Genomic DNA, 23,117 nt, shown 5'->3' on the forward strand with positions numbered 1-23,117 from the left:
AGGAGCGCCGGCGCCCGGTCCTGTTCGGCGGCGCACCACCGATCGGGCTCAGCTGTCGTCCGTCAGCCGCCTCCGCAGTTCGGTCTTGAGGACCTTTCCGGCCGGTGAGAGCGGGAACGCGTCCAGGAACTCCACAGCCCTGATGCGCTGGTAGGGCGCGACCCGTTCGGCGACGTAGGACATCAGCTCCTGTGCCAGGGCCGAGGTGGCCGCGCCGGCCTCGGACTTGAGGACGACGAACGCGACCGGGACCTCTCCCGCGTCCGCGTCCGGCCGGCCGACGACCGAGGCCTGGGCCACCGCGGGGTGGGCGCGCAGGATGTTCTCCAGCGGGCCCGGATAGACGTTGTAGCCCTTGTAGATGAGCATGTCCTTGGCTCGGCCCACCAGGGAGAGCCAGCCCTCCTCGTCGACCGTGCCGAGGTCGCCGGTGCGCAGCCAGCCGTCGGCGTACTGCCCCGCGGTGAGCTCCGGGTGGCCGTGGTAGCCGCCGGTCGTCTGCGGCCCGCGCACCCACACCTCCCCCTGCGCGCCGCTCGGCACGGGAGCCGCGCCGTCGACCGAACGGATCTCGATCTCGGTGTCGAAGATCGGCAGTCCGGTGCTGCCCGGCGGACGGGGCTGCGCGCTGTCCAGCGGGCTGATCGCCACGCCCATGGTGGCCTCGGTCAGCCCGTAGCCGTCGCTGATGACGGCGTTGGGCAGGATCTCGCGCAGCTCGTCGAGCACCGCCGGACTGATCGGCGCCGAGCCCGTGGTGACCAGACGGACGCAGGACAGGTCGCGCTCGCGGACGCCGGGGACCGCCAGCAGGGCGTGGCACAGGGCGGGCGCCCCGTTGATGGCGTGGACCCGGTGGCGCTCGACCGCGTCCAGGTAGCGGACCGGGTCGAACCGGCCGAACACCACCACGGTGACGCCGACGGCGGCGAAGCAGGACTGGGTCACCATGCCCATGCCGTGGAACAGCGGCGAGACCGAGATGCCGGTGGCGCCGCCGACCGGGATGTGGTGCTCGGTGACGGCCTCGGGCACGGGGCGCAGGTGGATCCGGCCCTCGGGGTCGGCGTGCGGGGTGGCGGCGCTGCGCCAGCAGGCGACCTGCAGCACGTTGGTGATGAGGTTGCGGTGCAGCACCCGCACAGCTTTCGGCACGCCGGTGGTGCCGCCGGTGAAGGCCAGGTGCGCGACGGAATCACCGTCCAGCTCCGCCGGGGGCATCGGCTCGGACTCCAGGAGTTCCGCGAGGGAGACCGCGGAGCCGGGGAACCGCGGCACCTCCCGGAGTGAGGGGCCGGGCGCCGCCTCGGTGGTCGGGGCCACCACCGCCAGGCGCACCGCAGGCAGGTCGGCCACGGCCGCGACCAACTGCGCCGCGACCGCCGGGTGGGTGACGGCGGCGACGGCGCCGGAGTCCTGGAGTTGTTGCCGGACCGCCGACGGTGGCTGCGTCGGGTTGACCGGCACCACAACCGCACCGGCGAACAGGACGCCGTAGTAGGAGACGGTGAACCAGAGTGAGTTGGGCAGGTGGACGGCGACGGCCTCGCCGGGGCGCACTCCCCTCTCCCTGAGCCCCTGCGCGACCCGCAGGGCACGGTCGTACAGCTCGGAGTAGGTGAGCTGCTCCGCACCGTCGATCAGCGCGATGCGGTCGGAATAGCGGTGCGCGCTGCCGGCGAGCAGGTCGGCGACCGTGCCCGCCGGATAGTCGAGGCTGCGCGGCAGGCCCTTGGGCCAGGCGGTGCTCATGGTCGGAACTCCCTGGTCAGTTGCTGCTCCAGCGGGGGGCACGCTTCTCGGCGAACGCGAGGGCGCCCTCCTTGGCGTCCGGTGAGGCGAAGACCTCGGCGCAGGCGGCGGTGTTGCGGGCCCACACCTCCTCGGCCGGCCAGTCGCCGGACGAGGCGAGGATCGCCTTGCTGACCCGCACCGCCAGCGGGCCGTTGGCGGCGATCTGCCGCGCGAGCGCGAGCGCGCCGTCCAACGCCTCGCCCGTTGAGGTGAGTTCGTTGACCATGCCGAGCTCGTACGCGCGCCGGGCAGGCATGAAGTCGCCGGTCAGGGCGTACTGCATGGCCACCGCGTAGGGAATGCGCCGGGGCAGTCGGACCAGGCCGCCACCGGCGGCGACCAGCCCGCGCTTGGTCTCCGGCAGGCCGAAGACCGCACTCTCGGCGGCGACGATCAAGTCGCAGGCGAGCGCCAGCTCGCTGCCGCCGCCCAGGGCGTAGCCCTCGACCGCGGCGATCAGCGGCTTGACCGGCGGGGTCTCGGTGACGCCGCAGAAGCCCCGGCCCGGGATGCCCGAACGCTCGCCCGCCGCCAGCGCCTTGAGGTCCGCGCCGGCGCAGAACGAGCCGCCCGCGCCGGTGATCACGCCGACGACGAGGTCGTCCCGGGCGTCCAGCTCGTCGACGGCGGCGGCGACCGCCTCGGCCACGGCGCGGTTGACGGCGTTGCGCGCCTCGGGGCGGTTGATGGTGATGACGGCGACGCCGTCCTCGAACGACGTCAGAACCGGATCCGACATGGGTACCTCTTCGATCTCACGTGAGCGGGTGGTCAGTTGGTGCGGGCAGAGCTTCTGGTGCGGTCAGAGCAGTTCGAGGATGGTGGCGTTGGCCATGCCGCCCGCCTCGCACATCGCCTGCAGCCCGTAGCGGATGCCGTTGTCACGCATGTGGTGGACCAGGGTCGTCATCAGCCGGGCACCGGAGCCGCCGAGCGGGTGGCCGAGGGCCATCGCGCCACCGAGCGGGTTCATCCGCTCGTAGTCGGCGCCGGTCTCCTTGAGCCAGGCGAGCGTGACCGGGGCGAAGGCTTCGTTGATCTCGAACGCGCCGATGTCGCCGATCGACAGGCCGGACCGCTTGAGGGCCTTGGCGGTGGCCGGTGCCGGGCCGAGCGCCATGGTGACCGGGTCGCAGCCGGCGAGGACCGCGGTGTGGACCCGGACGATCGGGGTCCAGCCGTTCTGCCGTGCGATCTCGGGAGTGGTGATCAGCAGGGCGGCGGCGCCGTCGGAGATCTGCGAGGAGTTCCCGGCACTGACCAGGCCGTCCTGCTTGAAGGGGGTCTTCAGGGAGCCGAGCTTCTCCAGGGTCGACCCGCGCCGGACACCCTCGTCGGTGTCGAAGACGTGGGCGCTGCCGTCCTCGCGGGTGACGGTGACCGGGGTGATCTGGGCGGTGAAGCGGCCCTCGTCGATGGCGCGGGCGGCGCGCTCGTGCGAGTCCAGGGCGTGCTGGTCCAACTGGGTGCGGGTCAGACCGTACCGTTCGGCGATCAGCTCGGCGCCGATGCCCTGGTCGAACGTGCCCGTCCCGTCGGGGAAGTACCGGCCGAGCACGGTCGGGCCGTAGGCCTCTCCGGCACCGGGGACGCTGCGGGACGCGCCCATCGGCACCCGGGTCATCGACTCGACGCCACCCGCGATCGCGATGTCGTACTGGCCCGCGGTGACCAACCCGGCCGCGAAGTGCACGGACTGCTGGGAGGAGCCGCAGGCCCGGTTGACCGACACACCCGGCACCGACTCAGGCCATCCGGCGGCCAGCACCGCGTACCGGCCGACGACGCCGGCCTGCTCGCCGACCTGCGAGACCGTCCCCCAGACCACGTCGTCGACGGTGGCCGGGTCCAGGTCGTTGCGCTCGGCCAGCGCCGTCAGGACGTGGGCGGAGAGATCCACCGGGTGGATGCCGGAGAGGGAACCGCCGCGCTTTCCGATCGGGGTCCGGACGGCGTCGACGATGACTGCGTCACGCATGGGGTGCTCCTTGGAGCAGTAGGGCCAGGGCAGCAATAAGTTAAGTCAAGCTAACCTTGCTGTCCAGGGCCCATTCACCATTGACAGAGCAGCACAGGCGCGCAAAAGTGAAGCCACACTAACTGTTGCAGAACTTCACAAAGGAGCGGCACCCATGCAGATCAGCGGAGTCTCCGCCGTCGTCACCGGTGGCGCCTCGGGCCTGGGTCTGGCCACCGCGACCCGGCTGGTCGAGCGCGGCGCGCACGTCGTCGTCCTGGACCTGCCCACCTCGAACGGCGAGGCGGTCGCCAAGGAGCTCGGCGAGCGAGCGCACTTCGTCGCCGGAGACGTGCGCAGCGCCGACGACGCCGCGCGCGCCGTGGCCACCGCGGCCGCGCAGGCGCCGCTGCGCATCGCGGTCAACTGCGCCGGTCTCGGCAAGGGCGGCCGCACCGTCGGGCGCGACGGAACGCCCTACGCACTGGAGGACTTCGAGTTCGTCATCGGCGTCAACCTGGTTGGCACCTTCAACGTGCTGCGCCTCGCGGCCGCCGAGATGGCGAGGACCGAGGAGGTCGACGGCGAGCGCGGCGTCATCATCAACACCGCCTCCGCCGCCGCCTACGAGGGCCAGATCGGCCAGTGCGCCTACTCGGCCTCCAAGGCCGGCATCGTCGGGATGACCCTGCCGATCGCCCGCGACCTGGCCGCCGCCAAGATCCGCGTGATGACCATCGCCCCGGGCCTGTTCTCCACCCCGCTGCTGAACCGCAAGCCGCAGGAGTTCCTGGACGCCCTCGGCGCCCAGGTGCCGCACCCCTCGCGCCTCGGCGACCCGACCGAGTACGCCCACCTGGCGCTCGCCATCGTCGAGAACCCGATGCTCAACGGCGAGACCATCCGCCTGGACGGCGCCATCCGGATGTCCCCCAAGTAGAGCCAGTGGCAACCACGTCGAAAGGAACGGCCATGGCCGACCTCGAGTACACGGTGCGCGACGGGATCGCGACCATCCTGCTCAACCGCCCCGAGCGCAAGAACGCCTTCACCATGGCGGTGGTCAACGCCTGGGCGGACGCCCTGCTCCAGGCCGATCAGGACCCGGAGGTCCGGGTCGTCGTGGTCACCGGCGCCGGCGGCTCCTTCTGCTCCGGCGTGGACCTGTCCGAGTTCAAGGGCGAAGAGCGCACCCCGCTGGCCGAGAAGCAGCTGCTCACCCGGAACGTGCACCGGGTGGCGCTCGCCCTGGAGGGGCTCGACAAGCCGGTCATCGCCGCCGTCACCGGCCCGGCCGTGGGCGCGGGGATGGACATGGCGCTGCTGTGCGACCTGCGTTTCGCCGGGCGCAGCGCCCGCTTCTCCGAGGGGTACATCAAGGTCGGCCTCGTCCCCGGTGACGGCGGCTGCTGGCTGCTGCCCCGGGTCGTCGGGACGTCGACAGCGCTGCGGCTGCTGTGGACCGGCGACTTCGTCGGCGCCGACGAGGCGCTGCGGATCGGCCTGGTGGACGAGGTCCACGAGGACGAGGACCTGATGGACGCCGTCCACGCCTACGCCGCACGGCTCGCCGAGCGCCCGCCGGTCGCCGTTCAGACGATCAAGCGCGCGGTCCGCCAGGGGGCCCGGCACGACCTGCGCACGCACCTGGACCTGATCTCCTCCCACCTGGCCGTGATCACCGCGACCGAGGACTCGAAGGAGGCCTTCGCGGCCTTCCAGGAGAAGCGCCCCGGCGTCTTCACCGGTCGCTGAACCCGACCCCCCGTTCCACCGCCCAACCGCACCACCGATCGAGAGGCCCGCTGCTGTGCCCCACTCCCCCGGCCCGGACTCCTGCGCCGAACTGCGCACCCAGGTCCGGCAGCTGACCGCCGAGTGGCGGTCGGCCGGACGCTACGTCCCGCGCAGCGACTCCTGGCTGCGCTCCTTCGACCTGGAGTTCAGCAAGGAGCTCGCCGCGCGCGGACTGATCGCCATGACCTACCCGGTCGAGTTCGGCGGCGCCGCCCGCACCCACGTCGAACGCCTGGCCGTCACCGAGGAGTTGCTGCGCGCCGGCGCTCCGGTCGCCGCCCACTGGATCGGCGACCGGCAGATCGGCCCGGCGATCCTGCGACACGGCACGCGCGAGCTCCAGGAGGAGATCGTCCCGGCGATCGCCTCCGGCAAAGCCGTCTTCTGCCTGGGCATGAGCGAGCCCGAGGCGGGTTCCGACCTCGCCTCCGTGCGTACCTCGGCCGAGGCCGTGGCCGGAGGCTGGCGGATCAACGGCCACAAGATCTGGACCACCCAGGCCCACCACGCCACCCACGCCTACCTGCTGGCCCGAACCGAGCGCACCGGCCGCAAGCACGAGGGACTCACCGAGTTCGTCGTCGACATGCACGCCGAGGGCGTGACGGTCACCCCGATCGTCGACCTGAGCGGCGAGCACCACTTCAACGAGGTGCGCTTCGACAACGTCCTGGTCCCCGCCCACCGGGTGATCGGCGAGGTCGGCGGCGGCTGGCGGCAGATCGTCGAACAGCTCTCCTTCGAGCGCGGCGGCGCCGAGCGGGTGCTCTCCAGCTACCCCGTGCTGGTCGAGTTGATCGCCGAGACGGCGCGCCAGGCCGGCGACCGCGAGCTGCGGGCGCTGCTCGGCTCCCTGGTCGCCCGGCTCGCGGTCCTGCGCCGGCTCTGCTTCGAGGTCGCCCAGGCGATGGACGACGGCCAGGCGCCCGTCCAGCAGGCCGCCGCCCTCAAGTACCTCGGCAACGCCTTCGAGCACGACGTCATCGAGGCGCTGCGCCTCACCGACCTGTGCCAGGACCCCGCCTTCGACAGCACCTTCGGCCAGGCCTTGCTGGCCTCGCCCGCCTTCAGCCTGCGCGGGGGCGCGGCGGAGGTCCTGCTCTCCCTCATCGCCCGCCAGGAGGCCCGCTCATGAGCCAGATCGCCGACGAGCTGCGGAGCCTGGTGGACGAACTCGCCTCGCGCGACGACAGCAGCACGAGCGCGGTGGACGGCCTGTGGGCCCAGCTCCGCGAGCTCGGTCTCCCCCGGGTGGGCATCCGCGAGGAGCGCGGCGGCTCCGGCGGCAGCCTCGACGACCTGCTCGTCCTGGTCCAGTCACTGGCCACGCACGGCAAGGGCGTCCCCCTCGTCGAGTCCGCCACCGCCGACTGGGCGCTCGCCCACGTCCAGGACCTCGACGAGAGCCTGACCACGGTCCTCCTGCTGGAACACGCCCTCGACGCGAGCGACGGCACCGTCACCGCCGAGCTGACGGCCGTGCCATGGGCCCGCGACGCGGACCGACTGCTGCTCTGCGCCCCGGGCACCGCACCCCTGCTGGTGGACCTGCGCCACCCGTCCGTGCGCGTGCTGCCCGGCGAGAACCTGGCCGGGGAGCCGCGCGACACGGTGGTCCTCACCGCCAGCCCGGCGGCGCGGCTCGCCGCAGCTCCTGACCACGACGCCGTCCGGGAGCGGCTGGCGCTGCTGTGGTCGGCGGCCGTGCTCGGTGCCGCGCACGGCGCCTACCGGCTGACGAGGACCTACGTCTCCGAGCGGCGCCAGTTCGACGCCCCGCTGGTGAAGATCCCGGCGGTCGCCGGGAACCTGGCCCTGATGCGCGTGCAGCTCGTCCAGGCCGACGCGGCCCTCGCCCTCGCCCGCGAGGCCGACGCGTTGAGCGGCGCCGTCGACATCGCCCGGATCACCACCGCTGCCGCAGCCACCGAGATCGCCCGGATCGCCCACCAACTGCACGGCGCCATGGGCATCACCGAGGAGTACCCGCTGCACCGCCTCACCCGCCGCCTCTGGTCCTGGCGCGACGCCGTCGCGACCGAGCGCCACTGGGCCGAGAACCTGGGCCGCCGCGCGGCCGAGGCCGGCGAGAACGGCGTCTGGACCCGCCTCACCGCCACCGGCTCATAGCCCCGCCGACCACTCACATCCCGCACACCCAAGGCAAGGACGCCCGTATGAAGCGCACCCTCTACACGGAGGAACACGAGGACTTCCGGATGATGATCCGGGACTTCATCGCCAAGGAGGTGACGCCGCACTTCTCCGAGTGGGAGACCGCGCGGCGCACCCCGCGCGAGCTGTTCCACAAGCTCGGCGCCCTCGGCGTGATGGGCTTCGACATCCCGGAGGAGTACGGCGGGCCGGGCGAGACCAGCTTCAAGTACCAGGCGATCATCACCGAGGAGTGCGCGGCAGCCGCGGTCTCCTTCGCCCACTACTCGGTCACCACCAGCATCGTGCTGCCCTACCTGCTGAAGCTGGCGTCCGAGGAGCAGAAGCAGCGCTGGCTGCCCGGGATCGCCTCCGGCGCGATCGCGCTCTGCATCGCGATGACCGAGCCGGGCACCGGCTCGGACCTGGCCGGCATCCGCACCACCGCCAGACTCTCCGAGGACGGCACCCACTACGTCCTCAACGGCGCCAAGACCTTCATCACCGGCGCCCTCAACTCCGAGCTCTGCGTCGTCGTCGCCCGCACCTCCCCCGCCACCGACGAGGACCGCCGCGCGGGCCTGACCCTGCTGGTCGTGCCCACCGACAGCGAGGGCTTCGCCTTCGGCCGTCAGCTGGAGAAGCTCGGGCTGCATGCCCGCGACACCTCCGAGCTGTCCTTCACCGACGTGCGCGTGCCCGTCGCGAACGTCCTCGGCGAGGTCGGCCGGGGCTTCTCCTACCTGGGCCAGAACCTGCCCCGGGAGCGGCTCTCGATCGGGGTCACGGCCGTGGCCTCCGCAGCGGCCGCGATCGAGTTCGCCAAGGCCTACGTGAAGGACCGCCAGGTGTTCGGCAAGCCGGTCGCCGCGTTCCAGAACACCAAGTTCGTGCTGGCCGAGTGCGCCGCCGAGGTCGAGGCCGCGCAGGCGATGACCGACAAGGCCATCGAACTGGACGACTCCCGCGAGCTGAGCGCCGCCGACGCCGCGCGGATCAAGCTGTTCTGCACCGAGGTCGCCGGCCGCGTCATCGACAAGTGCCTCCAACTGCACGGCGGCTACGGCTACATGACCGAGTACCCGATCGCGCGCCTGTACGGCGACATCCGCGTCGCGCGCATCTACGGCGGCACCAGCGAGGTCATGAAGACCATCATCGCCAAGGACATGGGTCTGTAGAGCATTGGAGAGACAGCAAGGAACCCGGGTCGGCATCGACCCGGGTTCTCCGTTCTGCCGGCTCATCGACGCGGCGATCGAGGCCTGCCGTGACTCCCGCGAGTCGTTGGCCCAACTGGAACAGGGCCTCGTCGAGTTGCGGGACGATCGGTTGGGCGGCGCGGCGCCGCGACCCCTCGGCGGACCCGAGCGAAAGCTGCACTGGCAGCACTTCTACCGCACCGCCCAGGTGCTCAAGAGGGCGCTCGCGGACGCGCGGGCCGAGGCCTACCGCGCCGCCGTCGACGAGCAGGGATTCACCATCACCGGGCTGACCACGTACGCGGGGAACTCCCGACAACATGTCAGCCGCATGGTCGCCAAGGGCCGGGAGGCACTGGAAGCGCTGGAGGCCCACACGGAATGACGTCGGCCCTCCTGCCCCGCCGGGCAGGAGGGCCGATCCGTGGGTGCGTCAGCCGGCCACCGCGGCGCCGGCGAAGGCGGCCTTGGCCGCGTCGGCGGGGAGACCGGTGAACAGCGGCGGGCGCATCGCGCCCGGGGTCAGCCGGTCGAGCACCCAGCCGCCGCGGTTCACGGTCGACGAGTCCAGGTTGTAGGCGCTCGCCAGACCGGCGTACAGCTCACCCTTGTCCTCGAAGGGCAGGAAGACGCGGACGCCGTGCTCCGAGCTGTCGCCGAACCCGTTCAGCGTCTCCGCGACGGCCGGCTGGTTCGGGTCGTCCATCCGCCACACGTCGCCGCCACCGAGCGTGGCCTTCAGGGAGGGGCCGACGACGTTCTGCAGCAGCTGCTCGGTCGTGCTCGTGAAGCCGATGTCGGTCTTGGTGAACGGAGCCGAGGGGCTGATCAGGCCCGTCTCGTCGAAGGTCGCCATGTAGAGCTTGTTCTGGAAGACGGTGAAGGTCCAGGCGTAGGCGTTGCCCGGGTTGCCGTTGAAGCCGGACGGGCCGAACTTGGGAGTCTGGCCCAGCAGGTTGGGCTTGTTGCCCCAGGTCTTGGTGGTCGGGTCGTAGACCGGCAGCGTCTTCTCGCCGTAGAGCAGGGTCGTCGTCTGCTGCGCGGTGCCCGGGGCGTGGATCCGGAAGATCGTGACGGCGCGGTTGGCACCGGTCATGTCGCGCATCTTGGCGACGTCACCGCTGGGCTGGCCGTAGGTCTTCCACAGCGTCTCGACGGCGCCCAGCGCGGCCGGGTTGTAGCTGCCGACGTAGAGGTCGCCGTTCCACTCCTGGATGCCGCCGAAGTCGATGCCCTTGGCAACGGCCGGGTCCGGGTCGTACTGGTCCCAGGAGAAGATCGAGTTCCAGGAGCCCGCGTCGGCCGTGGTGAGACCCGTGGACGGGATCGCCGGGCTCATCCAGATCTTGGACGGGCCGCCGACGACGGCGCCGTTCTGACCGGCCGGCTGGGTGCCCCAGCCGGAGACCACCAGGTGGTTGCCGAACGTGGCCAGGTAGCCGGCGTCGTTGGGCAGGGTGCCGACCGTGTCGAACTGGAACGGGTTGGTCTTGTTGCCGGTCCACTTGAGCACCTCGCCGCCGAGCCCGCCGGCCTGGCGCGCCGCGACGTAGAGGTTGCCGTCGGAGGCGACCACGCCGTTGCGGGCGCTCACGATGTTCGAGAAGGCGTGCGAGCCCAGGAACTTCCCGGTGCTGCCCTCGAAGGCGAACGCGGCCAGCCCGCTGTTGAGGTTCTGGCTGGTGTCACCGACCAGCTGGCCGAAGAAGAGCACCACGTCGTTGTTGGACGCGGCGGCGCGCAGGCCGAGGGTGCGCTGGAGGATCGGGTCGCCGGTCGGGGTGATGTCCTCGACCTTCTGCGTGTCCGCGTTGACCCGCAGGACGCGGGGAATCCGGGTGTCGCCGTACTCGGCGCCCAGGGTCGAGGCGGCCGGGCCCTTGCCGAACTCGCAGACCTGCGCGCCCGGGACCGTCTCCGGCGTCGTGTCGCCGTCCCAGAAGGAGGCGCCGCAGGTGAGGTTGGAGAGCGTGCCGTAGTAGCCGTAGTCACCGGAGCGGGCAGCGCTCCAGACGTAGTTTCCGTCGATCTTCGGCTGGTACCCGGTCGGGCAGGTGCCGTTGGCGGACGGCACGGGGTGAGCGCCGCCGATCGAGGCGAAGCAGTCGTCGACCGGAGCCTGGGCGACCTTCTGCACGTTCAGGATGGGCCCGGGGGCACTGGAGCCCGAGGCCGGAGTGGCGGCGACAGAGGCCGTGGCGGCAGGACCGATCAGGGCTGCGGCCGAGGCCACTCCTGCGGCGATCCACGCGTTGCGGCGGGCGCGGCTCTTCCTGGCGGTGGTTCGGACGTTCATGGGATCTGCACCCTTCAGGTCGGATCCCGCCCTTGCGGCGGGGTGAGCCAGATCCTGAAGGCGCACGGGGGAGGTGCGGCAAGTGCTGTTGCGGAAACTTTTGATGGTCGGCATCAGGCGCTTGACAGTGGGCCTAAAGCACTAGAAAGTGAAGCAGCGCTAACCTGCGCCGTGGCCCTTTTCAAGAAGGTGTGCTGAACCGTGCCCATCGACCCTGCCGTCATCGGCAGCCGCTCGCCGCAGCACAGCCAGGAGGTCGAGCGCGGACGCCTGCGCTTCTTCGCCCACGCGACCGGCCAAGCCGACCCCGTCCACACGGACCTGGAGGCCGCGAAGGCCGCCGGGCACCGGGACCTGCCGGTGCCGCCGACGTTCCTGTTCTGCCTCGACATGGACAACCCGCGCCGTGGCGACTTCCTGGCCGGCCTGGGCGTCGACGTCCGCACGGTGCTGCACGGCGGCCAGAAGTTCGAGTACCACGCCCAGGCGTACGCCGGGGACACCCTCACCTTCGCCACCGAGGTCGTCGACGTCTACGCCAAGAGGGGCGGCGCGCTGGAGTTCATCGTCCGCGCCACCGAGGTGACCCGCGACGGCGAGCTGATCGCCACCCTGACCGGCACCATCGTGGTGCGCGACCCGAAGGCGGCAGCGTGATGAAGACAGGCGACACGCTCACCCTCGACGCCCCCGAGATCACCCGCACCGTGCTCGCCCTCTACGCGGGCGCGTCCGGGGACCACAACCCGGTGCACATCGACAGCGACGCCTGCCGCGAGGTCGGCATCCCGGACGTCTTCGCGCACGGGATGCTCTCGATGGCCTACCTGGGCCGCCTGCTGACGGACTGGGTGCCCCAGCGACGCATCCGCTCCTACGAGGTGCGCTTCTCCGCCATCACGCCCGTGCACGCCAAGCCTCGCTGCACCGGAACCGTCAGCCGCGTCGAGGACGGATTGGCCCACCTCGACCTCACCATCTCCCTCCCCGACGGCACCGTGACCCTCGTCGGGTCCGCCGTCGTGCTCGCCAACTGACATATCAGACAAGGACACCACGCAATGGGCACTCTCGACGGCAAGGTCGCCATCGTCTCCGGCTCCGGTCGCGGCATCGGCCGTGAGGTCGCGCTCAAGCTCGCCTCCGAGGGCGCGGCGGTCGTCATCAACGACCTCGACAAGGACCCGGCCGAGGAGACCGTCGCCGACATCGTCGCCACCGGCGGCCGTGCGGTGGCCTGCGTCGGCTCCGTGGTCGACGAGGACTTCGCCGAGCGCTTCGTGAACACCGCGATCGAGTCCTTCGGCGGCCTGGACATCATCGTCAACAGCGCCGGCTACACCTGGGACACCGTCATCCAGAAGATGACCGACGAGCAGTGGGACGCCATCCTCGACGTCCACCTCAAGGCCCCCTTCCGGATCCTGCGCGCCGCGCAGCCGTACATCAAGGCCAACCCGACCGACTACCACCGCAAGGTCGTCAACGTCTCCTCGGTCTCCGGCCTCTTCGGCAACGCGGGCCAGGCCAACTACTCCTCCGCCAAGGCGGGCGTCATCGGCCTGACCAAGACCATGGCCAAGGAGTGGGGCCGATACAAGGTCAACGTCAACGCCGTCGCCTTCGGCTGGATCCTCACCCGGATGACCGAGGCCACCGCCGACGACGACTCCTTCATCGAGATCGAGGGCCGCAAGATCAAGGCCGGTCTCAACGCCGACCTGGCCAAGCACGCGGCCGCCCGCATCCCGCTGGGCCGCCCGGGCACCCCGGCCGAGGCCGCCGGCGCGATCTACCTGCTCTGCACCCAGGAGGCGAACTACGTGTCCGGCCAGTGCCTGACCGTGGACGCCGCAGGACGCTAACCCCCACAACACCGACCACAGGGACCAGAGATGAAGCGCACCCTCTACGACGAGGAGCACGAGGCCTTCCGGGCGATGATCCGGGACTTCATCGCCAAGGAGGTGAAGCCCCACTTCGAGCAGTGGGAGCAGGAGAACCTCGTCGACCGCGAGCTGTTCCGCAAGCTCGGCGAGCTCGGCGTGATGGGCTTCGGCATCCCCGAGGAGTTCGGCGGCGCCGGCGAGACCAGCTACAAGTACCAGACGGTGATAGCCGAGGAGGTGGCCAGGCAGGCCGTCTCCTTCGGCCACTACACCGTCTCCACCGGCATCGTCCTGCCCTATCTGCTCAATCTCGCCACCACCGAGCAGAAGCAGCGCTGGTTCCCGGGCATCGCCTCCGGCGACACCATGCTCTGCATCGCGATGACCGAGCCCGGCACCGGCTCCGACCTGGCCGGCATCCGCACCACCGCCATGCTCTCCGAGGACGGCACGCACTACGTCCTCAACGGCGCCAAGACCTTCATCACCGGTGCCCGCAACTCCGAGCTGTGCGTCGTCGTCGCCCGCACCTCCGCGCCGACGCCGGAGAACCGCCGTCACGGGCTCAGCCTGCTGGTCGTCCCGACCGACAGCGAGGGCTTCGCCTACGGCCGCAAGCTGGACAAGATCGGGCTCAAGTCCTCCGACACCTCCGAGCTGTCCTTCACCGACGTCCGCGTGCCGGTCGAGAATCTCCTCGGCACCCAGGACCAGGGCTTCTCCTACCTGGGCCAGAACCTCGCCCGCGAGCGCCTGTCGATCGGCGTCGGCGCCGTGGCGTCCGCCACTGCCGCGATCGGCTTCGCCCGCGACTACACCCTGGAGCGCCAGGTCTTCGGCAAGCCGGTGGCCGCGTTCCAGAACACCAAGTTCGTGCTGGCCGAGTGCGCCGCCGAGGTCGAGGCGCTGCAGGCCATGGTGGACAAGGGCATCGAGCTGGACGACGCGCACGAGCTGAGCCCGGCGGACGCGGCGAAGATCAAGCTCTTCGGCACCGAGGTCGCCGCCCGCGTCATCGACAAGTGCCTGCAACTGCACGGCGGCTACGGCTACATGCTCGAGTACCCGATCGCCCGCCTCTACGCCGACACTCGCGTCTCCCGCATCTACGGCGGGACCAGCGAGGTCATGAAGACCATCATCGCGAAGGATCTCGGCCTGTAGGCCGATGTTCCTCCGTCGGGGCCGGCTCAGTGGTGGGGACCGCAGCCGGCCCCGACGGCCATTCCGCACACCGAAGCAATCGCCAGGGAAGGCAGCACAGTTGTGAGCACGGACCGCACCACGTCCCGCACCGGGCCCTTGGCCGGGCTGCGGGTGGTCGAGCTCGGTGGCATCGGCCCCGGCCCCTTCGCCGGGATGCTGCTGGCCGACCAGGGCGCCGACGTCATCCGGATCGACCGACCTGCGGAGGCGGGTCGGGCCTCCGCCCACCCGATCCTGCACCGGGGCCGGCGCTCGGTCACCCTCGACCTCAAGGACCCGGCGAGCGTCGAGGCCGTACTGCGGATCATCGACACCGCCGACGCGCTGATCGAGGGTTTCCGGCCCGGCGTCACCGAGCGCCTGGGCCTCGGGCCCGAGGCCTGCCTCGCCCGCAACCCCAGGCTCGTCTACGGCCGGATGACCGGCTGGGGCCAGGACGGCCCGCTCGCGCAGGCCCCCGGCCACGACATCAACTACATCGCCGTCGCCGGCGCGCTGGGGGCGATGGGCGCGGGCGACGAGAACCCGCCCGTCCCGCTGAACCTGGTCGGTGACATGGGCGGTGGCGGCATGCTGCTCGCACTCGGCATCACCACCGCGTTGGTGCACGCTCAGCGCACCGGCGAGGGCCAGGTCGTGGACGCGGCGATGACCGACGGTACGGCCGTCCAACTCGCGCTGATCCATGGCCTGCTGGCGACCGGCCGGTGGACCGACGAGCGCGGCGTGAACCTCTTCGACGGTGGGGCGCCCTTCTACCGCACCTACCGCACCTCCGACGGCGGCTTCATGGCCGTGGGCAGCGTCGAGTCGCAGTTCTACGCCGTGCTGCTGGGGGTGCTGGGCCTGACCGACGAGGCGCTCTTCGCCAAGCAGCACGACCGCGACGCCTGGCCGGCGATGGCGCGGCGGCTGGCCGAGGTCTTCGCCTCCCGGACCCGCGCCGAGTGGACGGCGGCCTTCGACGGCACGGAGTCCTGCGTCACCCCGGTCCACGGACTGACCGAGGCCGCCACCGACCCGCACAACCTCGCCCGCGGCACGTACTACACCGAGGGCGACGTGCTCCAGCCCGCCCCGGCCCCGCGCTACCAGGGCACCCCGGCCGCCACCCCGCAGCCCGCCCCGCTCACGGGAGCCCACACGCGTGAGGTGCTGGTCGAGATCGGCCTCGACGCGGACGTGGTGGACGCCCTGGCGCCGCAGCTCTGAGACGCCGTCATGCCGAAGGCCCGATCCCTGTGGGATCGGGCCTTCGGCATATCGGGCCTGGCGTCAGGGCGTCGCCGCCCGCAACTGCCGCAGCACCGACTCCTGCACCACGCTGGCCACCAACTGGCCCTCACCGGACCAGACGTCGGCGAAGGCGAGGGAGCGGCCGTCGGCGGCGGTGGGGCTGCGCTGGGCGAAGAGCAGCCAGTCGTCGGCGCGGAAGGGTCGGTGGTACCAGACCGCGTGGTCCAGCGAGGTGACGTACACCGAGGAGGGCTCGGTCCGCAGCGCGCGGGGGCGCTCCACGTCCAGGGCGCCGGTGGGGGCGAGGAAGAGGTCCGAGGCGTAGGCCAGGGCGCAGGCGTGCAGCATGGGATCGTCGGGCAGCGTGCCGGCGGCCCGGATCCAGAGCTTCTGCTCGGTCAGGCCGGGGGTGCCCTGCCCCGGCGGCACCTCGATATGACGCAGCTCCAGGGCCTCGGCGTAGCAGACCTGTTGCAGGTCGCCCGGGGCCGAATCCGACCAGAGCCCGAAGAGGTCGGGCAGCTCCTCGGGGCCGGACGCGGTCGGCATCGCGATCTGACGGTCCCAGCCGTCCTCGGCCGCCTTGAAGGAGGCCGAGAGCGTGAAGACGATCTGCCCGTCCTGCGAGGCGGAGACCTGGCGGGCGAGGTAGGAGCCGCCGTCGCGCACCCGCTGCACGGCGTAGTCGAGCGGGCGGCGCGTGTCGCCCGCCCGGAGGAAGTAGCCGTGCAGGGAGTGCACGGTGCGTCCCTCCGGCACGGTGCGCCCGGCCGCCGTCAGCGCCTGGGCGGCGACCTGGCCGCCGAAGGCCCGCAACGGCAGGCCGGCGTGGCACCAGCCACGGAAGAGGTCGTCCCCGAGCTCCTCCAGGCTGAGGAACCCGAGCAGGCCGGAGGCACGACCGGGGACGGTGTCCAGCACGGCTTCCCCCGGGGTCACAGGAGTTCGAGAACGGTCGCGTTGGCCATGCCGCCGCCCTCGCACATGGACTGCAGGCCGTAGCGGATGCCGTTGTCGCGCATGTGGTGGACCAGCGTGGTCATCAGGCGGGCGCCGGAGCCGCCGATGGGGTGGCCGATGGCCATCGCGCCACCGAGCGGGTTCATCCGGGCGTAGTCGGCTCCGGTCTCGCGCAGCCAGGCCAGCGAGACCGACGCGAAGGCCTCGTTGATCTCGAAGGCGCCGATGTCGTCGACGGACAGGCCGGACTTCGCCAACGCCTTTGCCGTGGCCGGGATCGGGCCCTTGAGCATGGTGACCGGGTCGGTGCCCGTGACGACGGCGGTGTGGATCCGGGCCATCGGGGTCCAGCCCTGGGACCGGGCGAACTCGCTGGTGGTGACGAGCAGCGCGCCGGTGCCGTCGGAGACCTGGGAGGCGTTGCCCGCGGTGATCGAGCCGTCCTCGCGGAAGGCGGGCTTGAGTCCGCCCAGGGTCTCCAGGGTGGAGCCGCGGCGGATGCCCTCGTCGGTGTCGAAGACGCGCGTCGTGCCGTCCTCGTCGGTGACGGTGATCGGCGCAATCTGGCCCTTGAACCGGCCCTCGTCGACCGCGCGGGCGGCGCGGGCGTGGGAGTCCAGGCCGTGCTGGTCCATCTCGGTGCGGGTGATGCCGTACTGGTCGGCGATCAACTGCGCGCCCATGCCCTGGTGGAATCGGACCCCGCCGTAGCGGGCCCAGACGTCCGGGCCGAAGGGCTCGCCGAAGCGGCCGTCGCCGCGGGTGCTGCCCAGCGGCACGGTGCTCATGATCTCCACGCCACCGGCGACGGCGACGGCGTACTGGCCGGAGATGACGCCGGCCGCCGCCTGGTGCACGGCCTGCTGCGAGGAGCCGCACTGGCGGTCCACGGTGACGGCGGGCACGGACTCGGGCCAGCCCGCGGCGAGCACGGCGGCGCGGCCGACGCAGCCGGCCTGCATGCCGACGGCGCCGGCGCAGCCCCAGATCACGTCGTCGACCAGGGCCGGGTCCAGGCCGGTGCGCTCGACCAGCGCGTTGAGCACGTGGGCCGAGAGCGAGGCCGAGTGCAGCTTCGACAGCGAGCCGTTGCGCTTGCCGACGGCGGTGCGCACGGCGTCGACGATGACTGCGTCACGCATGGGGTGTCTCCTGAAGGCAGTGGGAGGAAAGGGAGCCGGCTCGTCAGAGACCGAGATCCTTGGCGATGATGGTCTTCATGACCTCGCTGGTGCCCGCGTAGATGCGGGAGACGCGGGTGTCCGCGTAGAGGCGGGCGATGGGGTACTCCAGCATGTAGCCGTAGCCGCCGTGCAGTTGCAGGCACGTGTCGATGACCCGGCCCGCGAGCTCGGTGCAGAAGAGCTTCGCCTTGGCGGCGTCGGCCGCCGTCAGTTCGCCCGCGGCGTGCAGGACGAGGGCCTTGTCGACCATGGCCTGCGCGGCCTCCACCTCGGCCGCGCACGCGGCGAGCGCGAACTTGGTGTTCTGGAAGGCGGCCACGGGCTTGCCGAACACCTGCCGCTCCCGCACGTAGTCCCTGGCGAAGCCGATCGCGGCGGCGGCGGTGGCGTAGCCGCTGATCGCCGCGCCGAGCCGCTCGACGACCAGGTTGTGGGTCAGGTAGGAGAAGGCCGCGCCCTCCTCCCCCAGCAGGTTCGCGACGGGGACGCGGACGTCGGTGAAGGAGAGCTCGGCGGTGTCCTGCGCACGCAGGCCGATCTTGTCCAGCTTGCGGCCCACCGCGAATCCCTCGGAGGTGGTGTCGACGCAGAGGATGGACAGCCCGGCGCGGCGGTTCTGCGGGTCGTAGGGGGCGGTGCGGCAGATGACCAGAATGAGGTCCGCCTCGGCGCCTCCCGTGATGAAGGTCTTGGCGCCGTTGAGGACGTAGTGCGTGCCGTCCTCGGACAGTCGGGCGCTGGTGCGGATGCCGGCCAGGTCGGAGCCGGTGCCCGGCTCGGTCATCGCGATCGCGGTCATCGTCTCGCCGGAGAGGAACGGCGGCTGCCAGCGGCGCTTCTGCTCCTCGCTGCCGAACTCCAGCAGGTACGGCAGCACCAGGCAGGTGTGCACGACATCGGCGCCGAAGGTCACCCCGGCGCGTGCGGTCTCCTCGCGGAGCACGGCCAGGTAGGTGAGGTCGGTGACGCCCGCGCCGCCGAACTCCTCCGGGACCTGGATGCCGAACACCCCGAGCTCGCCGAGCCGTCGGTACAGCGCGCGCGGCACCTGGCCGTCCCGCTCCCAGTCGGCGTAGGACGGCACGACCTCCTTGGCGATGAATTCACGGATGGTCGACCGGAAGGTCTCGTGGTCCTCGGTGAACACGCTGCGCCGCACGGTGGGCCTCTCTCGCAGGTCAGCAGACTCGTCGAACGGCCTAAAGTTAATCTCTGATAACCACTGTGTCCATAGCCTGCTCGCCACACCCCTTTCAAAACCAACGGAGATCCGCGAAAGTGAAGCGTCCGTAACTCACGATCGGTGCCTCTATGAATCTCACGCAGCAACTCCACCGCGCGCTGCAACTGGCTCCCGACCAGCCGTTGACCATCTGCGGGGACCGGGTCCGCAGCGCTCGGGAGTCCGCCGACCGGGTGGCCCGGCTGGCGGGCGCGCTGCGGTCGCTGGGCGTGGAGTCCGGCGACCGGGTCGCCCTGCTGGCGACGAACTCCGACCGCTACCACGAGGCCTTCTTCGCCACCTGGTGGATCGGCGCCGTCGTCGCCCCGCTGAACATCCGCTGGAGCCTGGCCGAGATCGGCCTCGCCCTGCGGGACGCGGGCCCCCGGGTCCTGCTCGTCGACGACGCCTTCGCGGCGCACGTCCCGCGCCTGCGCCAGGAGTGCCCGGCCGTGGCGGAGTTCGTCCACTGCGGGGACGGCACGGCACCCGACGGCACGACCGGGTACGAGGAGCTGATTGCCGGGTCCGAACCAGTCGAGGACCTCCGCGTCGGCGGCGACGAGCTGGCCGCGCTGCTCTACACCGGTGGGACGACCGGCGCGCCCAAGGGCGTGATGGTCAGCCACCAGGCGTTGACGTTCTCGACTCTGGGCACCCAGGTCGCCGGCCACTCCAGCATCCCCGGCGGGCTGCTGTTGACCTGCGCGCCGATGTTCCACATCGCCTCGATCGTCAGCTGGCTGGGTCAGCTCACGGTCGGCGGGACGATCGTCTTCCTGCCCGGCTTCGGGGCGGCGCAGGTGCTCGACGCCGTCGCCCGACACCGGATCACCACACTCAGCCTGGTGCCCACGATGATCCAGATGCTGCTGGACCACCCCGAGGCGAGCGCCCACGACCTGAGCAGCGTGCGCAGCCTGCGCTACGGCGCCTCGACCATGCCGGCGGCCCTGCTGGAGCGGGCCATGGCGGCCTTTCCGCAGGCGGGCTTCACCCAGGGCTACGGCATGACCGAGACGGCCATGGTCACCCAGCTCGGCGCCGAGGAGCACCGCGCCGGCGGCCACCTGCTGCGCTCGGCCGGGCGGGCCACGCCGCACTGCGAGATCCGGATCCTCGGCCCGGACGGGACGGAGCTGCCGCGCGGCGAGGTCGGGGAACTGGTCGTCCGGGGTGCGAGCCTGATGCTCGGCTACTGGAACCGCCCCGAGGAGACCGCCGCCGTCCTGCGCGACGGCTGGATGCACACCGGGGACGGCGCCTCGATGGACCAGGACGGCTACGTCTTCGTCGCCGACCGGATCAAGGACATGATCATCTCGGGCGGCGAGAACGTGTACTCGGCCGAGGTGGAGAACGCCCTCGCGCTTCATCCGGCGGTGGCCGCGTGCGCAGTGGTCGGCCTGCCGGACGCCCGGTGGGGCGAGCGGGTGCACGCCGTGGTCGTCCTGCGGCCGGGGGCGACGGCGGGCGAGGACGACCTGCGGGCGCACACCCGCGAGCTGATCGCGGGCTACAAGGTGCCGCGCAGCGTGGAGTTCACCGACGCGCTGCCCCTGTCCGGAGCGGGAAAGGTGCTCAAGCGGGAGCTCAGAGCAGCGCGCCTCGCGCAGCGGTGAGTCAGGACCGCGCGTACGGCATCAGCGCCGGCTCGCCGTCCACCGTGTAGTCGCCGTCGACGAGGGCGGTCGCCGCGTCCGCAGGGGCGCGGACGCCCTCGGCGTAGGCCGCCTCCGCCGCGGTGACGCCCGGGGCGTACAGGCCCAGGCACGCGCCGAACGGCAACCGGCTCGGGTTCGCCGGACCGCTGTGGGACAGGGCGTCGAGCACGAGTTGGTAGACCACGGAGTCGTAGAGGAATCCGAGGTGGGTGACCACCCGGCCGGGGCAGACGTCCTGGATGGCGATGTTCGTCGCCCCGTTCGTGATCGCGGTCGTGGCGGGCACGATGGCGGGGTCGGTGAGGCTGTAGACGGAGGTGTAGGCGACGGGACCCGGGGTCTCGTCCCCGGAGTTCAGCGCGGCGAGGAAGTGCGAGCCGCCACTGAACTGCGCGGCGGCCGGCGTGCACGGCAGGACACACACCAGATTGCCGCCCACGATGCCGTGCTCCGGGGCGGCGAGGTCGACGACGTCCGCGACCTCGCTCTGCAGGTGCGGCCACCACTTCAGCGCCCAGTGCGCCTCGAGGTTGCCCTCGCTGTGCGCGACGACGCCCACGCTCCGGCCGGTGGCCGCGTGGATGGCGTCGATGGCGTGGACGACGTACTCCGTGGAGAGCTGGATGTCGCCCAGCGCGTGTTCGGGCAGGTCGATCCCGCACACGTCGAAGCCGGCGCCGCGCAGGGCCGGGGCCATGCCCCAGGCCCAGGAGTCCTCGTAGGAGCTGGCGAACCCGTGCACGAGCAGCACCGGCTCGTGGTTCGGATGCGTGAACGCGGACGGGCAGCGCAGCGCGGCGTCGAGCGTGGCCGTGGGCGTGGTCAACGCCGGCTCGGTGGACGCGAACGCCCGGCCACCGAGGAACGTGGCACCGAGCAGGGCGGTGACCGTCGCCAGGACGGCGAGCACCGCCCGCAGGCGTCCGTCTCGGGCGTATGGCAGCAGTCGGCTCACTGGAGTTCCTTTCCCTGGCTGCGCACGACGGGTGGGGTGCGCGATCGGGAGCATGCGACCGACCGACCGTCATGGTCCATAGTCGGCGGCCCGCACTGGGCAATCGTGTGCGGCACGACAGCAGGACGCCCGCCGGGGTGTGCAGTCGGACATCCCGATGTACATGAAGGTTGCCCGCACTGATCCGTGTTTCCAAAGAGTTACCGCGTGAAGCATGGCAACGTTAGAACAAGACGTGAATAATCACTAACCATCTGATGCCCAGCGGAGGCACCCATGCAGAGTCTCAGTGCCCGGCTGGCGAGAGGCGACCGGGCTCCCCTTCGCGCACTGCCACCGGTGTGGTGGTACCCGCTCGTCACCGACCCGGCCGACGACGGCCTCGACGACCCGCGCGCACGCGAGCTCCTCGGGCACGCGGCCGGCCTGCTGACGGATCGGCTGGCGGAGATGACCGCCCGAGCCCTCTCCGTGGTCCGCACCAAAGTCCCCCACTACGCGGACCCGCTCCTGTGCCCGGCGGATCTCGACGCCACCGCGCACGCGCTGCTGGAGGCCGCGCTGGTGTCGCTGCGCTCGCCGGAGCGGCGCGGGGAACTGCACGCCTACGCCTGGCAGCTGGGGGCCCGTCGTGGCACCGAGGGCGTCCCCCTGCTCGCCGTGGTCCAGGCCCAGCGGGTCGGGGCGGCCGTCGCCTGGCGGGCGCTCGTGGACACCGTGCTGCGGGAACTGCCGGACCGGGCCGGGCTGATGGCCCACGCGGCCACCGACTTCTGGCGTCAGGTGAGCCGGGACGCCGCCCTGCTCATCGACGCGCACCGCCGCAGCTCCGGCGCGGCGGACTCCCACGCCGGCCGCAGCCTCGACCCGCTGCTCAAGGTGCTGCTCCGGGGCGGGCTCGACCCGGCGGCAGCCTCGGGGGTCGCGGTGGCAGTGGGACTCCCGATGCGGGCCCGGTACGCGGTCGTGCTGCTCTCGGGCCCGCAGGCCGCGACCGTCGTCGAGCGCGAGCCGCTCGGGGAGTTCCAGATCCACTGGTGCCTCCAACGCGACGGGGTGGCCGGCATCGTCCTCATGGGCGAGGGCACCCCCGCCGATCTCGCCGACCGGCTGGCCCCGTTGCCGGAGCTCGGCCTCCAGGTGCGCGGGGGCGTCAGCCCCGTGGTCGGCGGACTGGCGGAGCTCGGCCGGGCCAGGGAGCTGGCCGGGCTCGCCCTCGGCACCTGCCGTCACGACGGCGAACTCGCCCTCGCCGAACAGCGTCTGGGCACCGCGCTCGCGGTCTCCCGGCCCGATCTGGCCGCCGAGCTGCGCACCCGGGTACTCGGCCCGGTCCTGGCCCTGGAGCCGCAGGAACGCGCTCTGCTGCTGGAGACCCTCGGCGCCTGGCTCGACTGCCAGGGCTCGGCCACCAGGGCAGGCCACCGGCTGTACTGCCACCGGAACACCGTGCTGAACCGGCTGCGCCGGCTGGAACGCCTGACCGGGCGCTCGCTGAACCGACCGCGCGACATCACCGACCTCACCCTGGCCCTCGACGCCCAGCGGCTGGGCCTGGAGTGATGCCGGCCGCGGCGCACGCGCCGCGGCCGACACCACGG

Annotated in this window: 21 protein-coding genes; 13 read left to right on the plus strand and 8 right to left on the minus strand. The window is 71.7% G+C overall.

The window, feature by feature from the left end; all coding sequences use genetic code 11:
* Window positions 1-48: 48 nt before the first annotated feature.
* The 3 genes from BMY61_RS23940 to BMY61_RS23950 form a co-directional block, all read right to left on the minus strand.
* Window positions 49-1,752: a class I adenylate-forming enzyme family protein gene (locus tag BMY61_RS23940; protein ID WP_042444093.1), complete on the minus strand. Its 1,704-nt coding sequence runs from the start codon at window positions 1,750-1,752 to the stop codon at window positions 49-51.
* Window positions 1,753-1,768: 16 nt separating this feature from the next.
* A complete protein-coding gene (locus BMY61_RS23945; RefSeq protein WP_042444095.1) occupies window positions 1,769-2,533 on the minus strand; it encodes a crotonase/enoyl-CoA hydratase family protein in 765 nt (254 codons plus the stop codon).
* Between the two features lie 63 nt (window positions 2,534-2,596).
* Window positions 2,597-3,772, minus strand: a complete 1,176-nt coding sequence (locus tag BMY61_RS23950) for a thiolase family protein (protein WP_042444097.1) — start codon at window positions 3,770-3,772, stop codon at window positions 2,597-2,599.
* A gap of 154 nt (window positions 3,773-3,926) precedes the next feature.
* On the opposite strand from BMY61_RS23950, the gene BMY61_RS23955 reads away from it, so the two are divergent.
* Genes BMY61_RS23955 through BMY61_RS23980 form a run of 6 tightly spaced genes read left to right on the plus strand, consistent with a single transcriptional unit; the run spans window position 3,927 to window position 9,289 of the window.
* On the plus strand, window positions 3,927-4,691 hold the full coding sequence (locus BMY61_RS23955; RefSeq protein ID WP_042444099.1) for an SDR family NAD(P)-dependent oxidoreductase: 765 nt from the start codon (window positions 3,927-3,929) through the stop codon (window positions 4,689-4,691).
* A 32-nt stretch (window positions 4,692-4,723) separates the two neighbouring features.
* Window positions 4,724-5,506 (plus strand): enoyl-CoA hydratase/isomerase family protein, encoded by a 783-nt coding sequence (locus tag BMY61_RS23960; protein WP_042444100.1) that lies wholly within the window; start codon window positions 4,724-4,726, stop codon window positions 5,504-5,506.
* Window positions 5,507-5,561: 55 nt separating this feature from the next.
* Window positions 5,562-6,683, plus strand: a complete 1,122-nt coding sequence (locus tag BMY61_RS45165) for an acyl-CoA dehydrogenase family protein (protein WP_052438445.1) — start codon at window positions 5,562-5,564, stop codon at window positions 6,681-6,683.
* A complete protein-coding gene (locus BMY61_RS45170) occupies window positions 6,680-7,678 on the plus strand; it encodes an acyl-CoA dehydrogenase family protein (protein WP_052438446.1) in 999 nt (332 codons plus the stop codon). The genes BMY61_RS45165 and BMY61_RS45170 overlap by 4 nt, the downstream gene beginning before the upstream one ends.
* A gap of 47 nt (window positions 7,679-7,725) precedes the next feature.
* Window positions 7,726-8,883, plus strand: coding sequence for an acyl-CoA dehydrogenase family protein (locus BMY61_RS23975; protein WP_042444102.1), 1,158 nt, complete (start codon window positions 7,726-7,728; stop codon window positions 8,881-8,883).
* 4 nt (window positions 8,884-8,887) lie between these two features.
* Window positions 8,888-9,289 carry a hypothetical protein gene (locus tag BMY61_RS23980; RefSeq protein WP_042444104.1) on the plus strand — a complete coding sequence of 134 codons (402 nt, stop codon included), beginning with the start codon at window positions 8,888-8,890 and terminating at the stop codon, window positions 9,287-9,289.
* Between the two features lie 48 nt (window positions 9,290-9,337).
* On the opposite strand, the gene BMY61_RS23985 is transcribed toward BMY61_RS23980, so the two are convergent.
* Entirely contained in the window at window positions 9,338-11,200 is a 1,863-nt protein-coding gene (locus BMY61_RS23985; RefSeq protein WP_042444106.1) for a hypothetical protein, read from the minus strand.
* A gap of 201 nt (window positions 11,201-11,401) precedes the next feature.
* Between BMY61_RS23985 and BMY61_RS23990 the strand changes: the two genes are divergently transcribed.
* The 5 genes from BMY61_RS23990 (at window position 11,402) to BMY61_RS24010 (ending at window position 15,507) form a co-directional block, all read left to right on the plus strand.
* Window positions 11,402-11,857 carry a MaoC family dehydratase N-terminal domain-containing protein gene (locus BMY61_RS23990; protein WP_042444108.1) on the plus strand — a complete coding sequence of 152 codons (456 nt, stop codon included), beginning with the start codon at window positions 11,402-11,404 and terminating at the stop codon, window positions 11,855-11,857.
* A complete protein-coding gene (locus BMY61_RS23995; RefSeq protein WP_042444109.1) occupies window positions 11,857-12,237 on the plus strand; it encodes a MaoC/PaaZ C-terminal domain-containing protein in 381 nt (126 codons plus the stop codon). The genes BMY61_RS23990 and BMY61_RS23995 overlap by 1 nt, the downstream gene beginning before the upstream one ends.
* 24 nt (window positions 12,238-12,261) lie before the next feature.
* A complete protein-coding gene (locus tag BMY61_RS24000) occupies window positions 12,262-13,065 on the plus strand; it encodes an SDR family NAD(P)-dependent oxidoreductase (RefSeq protein WP_042444111.1) in 804 nt (267 codons plus the stop codon).
* A 30-nt stretch (window positions 13,066-13,095) separates the two neighbouring features.
* Entirely contained in the window at window positions 13,096-14,253 is a 1,158-nt protein-coding gene (locus BMY61_RS24005; protein WP_042444113.1) for an acyl-CoA dehydrogenase family protein, read from the plus strand.
* Window positions 14,254-14,355: 102 nt separating this feature from the next.
* Complete coding sequence (locus BMY61_RS24010) at window positions 14,356-15,507, plus strand: CaiB/BaiF CoA transferase family protein (protein WP_042444115.1); 1,152 nt, start codon at window positions 14,356-14,358, stop codon at window positions 15,505-15,507.
* A 63-nt stretch (window positions 15,508-15,570) separates the two neighbouring features.
* On the opposite strand, the gene BMY61_RS24015 is transcribed toward BMY61_RS24010, so the two are convergent.
* From BMY61_RS24015 to BMY61_RS24025, 3 genes are read right to left on the minus strand one after another with little or no spacing between them, the layout of a single operon-like run.
* Window positions 15,571-16,452, minus strand: a complete 882-nt coding sequence (locus BMY61_RS24015; RefSeq protein ID WP_052438470.1) for an acyl-CoA thioesterase — start codon at window positions 16,450-16,452, stop codon at window positions 15,571-15,573.
* Window positions 16,453-16,466: 14 nt separating this feature from the next.
* Window positions 16,467-17,633 (minus strand): thiolase family protein, encoded by a 1,167-nt coding sequence (locus BMY61_RS24020; protein ID WP_042444117.1) that lies wholly within the window; start codon window positions 17,631-17,633, stop codon window positions 16,467-16,469.
* A 43-nt stretch (window positions 17,634-17,676) separates the two neighbouring features.
* Window positions 17,677-18,834, minus strand: coding sequence for an acyl-CoA dehydrogenase family protein (locus BMY61_RS24025; protein ID WP_042444118.1), 1,158 nt, complete (start codon window positions 18,832-18,834; stop codon window positions 17,677-17,679).
* A gap of 152 nt (window positions 18,835-18,986) precedes the next feature.
* Here BMY61_RS24025 and BMY61_RS24030 point away from each other — a divergent pair, with 152 nt between their 5' ends.
* On the plus strand, window positions 18,987-20,519 hold the full coding sequence (locus tag BMY61_RS24030) for an acyl-CoA synthetase (protein WP_042444120.1): 1,533 nt from the start codon (window positions 18,987-18,989) through the stop codon (window positions 20,517-20,519).
* A 1-nt stretch (window position 20,520) separates the two neighbouring features.
* Here BMY61_RS24030 and BMY61_RS24035 read toward each other — a convergent pair whose 3' ends face one another.
* Entirely contained in the window at window positions 20,521-21,516 is a 996-nt protein-coding gene (locus BMY61_RS24035) for an esterase/lipase family protein (RefSeq protein WP_052438447.1), read from the minus strand.
* A gap of 276 nt (window positions 21,517-21,792) precedes the next feature.
* Here BMY61_RS24035 and BMY61_RS24040 point away from each other — a divergent pair, with 276 nt between their 5' ends.
* Window positions 21,793-23,079, plus strand: a complete 1,287-nt coding sequence (locus BMY61_RS24040) for a helix-turn-helix domain-containing protein (RefSeq protein ID WP_042444122.1) — start codon at window positions 21,793-21,795, stop codon at window positions 23,077-23,079.
* The last annotated feature ends 38 nt before the right edge of the window (window positions 23,080-23,117 follow it).

This window comes from Streptacidiphilus jiangxiensis, assembly GCF_900109465.1.
In the GTDB taxonomy this organism is placed as follows: Bacteria; Actinomycetota; Actinomycetes; order Streptomycetales; family Streptomycetaceae; genus Streptacidiphilus; species Streptacidiphilus jiangxiensis.

Excerpts from the sequence above, each read along its gene's own strand:
- BMY61_RS24030 (WP_042444120.1), top strand. The coding sequence starts at position 18,987 with ATGAATCTCACGCAGCAACTCCACCGCGCGCTGCAACTGGCTCCCGAC.
- BMY61_RS23995 (WP_042444109.1), top strand. The coding sequence starts at position 11,857 with ATGAAGACAGGCGACACGCTCACCCTCGACGCCCCCGAGATCACCCGC.
- BMY61_RS23960 (WP_042444100.1), top strand. The coding sequence starts at position 4,724 with ATGGCCGACCTCGAGTACACGGTGCGCGACGGGATCGCGACCATCCTG.
- BMY61_RS24040 (WP_042444122.1), top strand. The coding sequence starts at position 21,793 with ATGCAGAGTCTCAGTGCCCGGCTGGCGAGAGGCGACCGGGCTCCCCTT.
- BMY61_RS23955 (WP_042444099.1), top strand. The coding sequence starts at position 3,927 with ATGCAGATCAGCGGAGTCTCCGCCGTCGTCACCGGTGGCGCCTCGGGC.
- BMY61_RS23985 (WP_042444106.1), bottom strand. The coding sequence starts at position 11,200 with ATGAACGTCCGAACCACCGCCAGGAAGAGCCGCGCCCGCCGCAACGCG.
- BMY61_RS45170 (WP_052438446.1), top strand. The coding sequence starts at position 6,680 with ATGAGCCAGATCGCCGACGAGCTGCGGAGCCTGGTGGACGAACTCGCC.
- BMY61_RS24020 (WP_042444117.1), bottom strand. The coding sequence starts at position 17,633 with ATGCGTGACGCAGTCATCGTCGACGCCGTGCGCACCGCCGTCGGCAAG.
- BMY61_RS24005 (WP_042444113.1), top strand. The coding sequence starts at position 13,096 with ATGAAGCGCACCCTCTACGACGAGGAGCACGAGGCCTTCCGGGCGATG.
- BMY61_RS24000 (WP_042444111.1), top strand. The coding sequence starts at position 12,262 with ATGGGCACTCTCGACGGCAAGGTCGCCATCGTCTCCGGCTCCGGTCGC.
- BMY61_RS23940 (WP_042444093.1), bottom strand. The coding sequence starts at position 1,752 with ATGAGCACCGCCTGGCCCAAGGGCCTGCCGCGCAGCCTCGACTATCCG.
- BMY61_RS23945 (WP_042444095.1), bottom strand. The coding sequence starts at position 2,533 with ATGTCGGATCCGGTTCTGACGTCGTTCGAGGACGGCGTCGCCGTCATC.
- BMY61_RS23975 (WP_042444102.1), top strand. The coding sequence starts at position 7,726 with ATGAAGCGCACCCTCTACACGGAGGAACACGAGGACTTCCGGATGATG.
- BMY61_RS23950 (WP_042444097.1), bottom strand. The coding sequence starts at position 3,772 with ATGCGTGACGCAGTCATCGTCGACGCCGTCCGGACCCCGATCGGAAAG.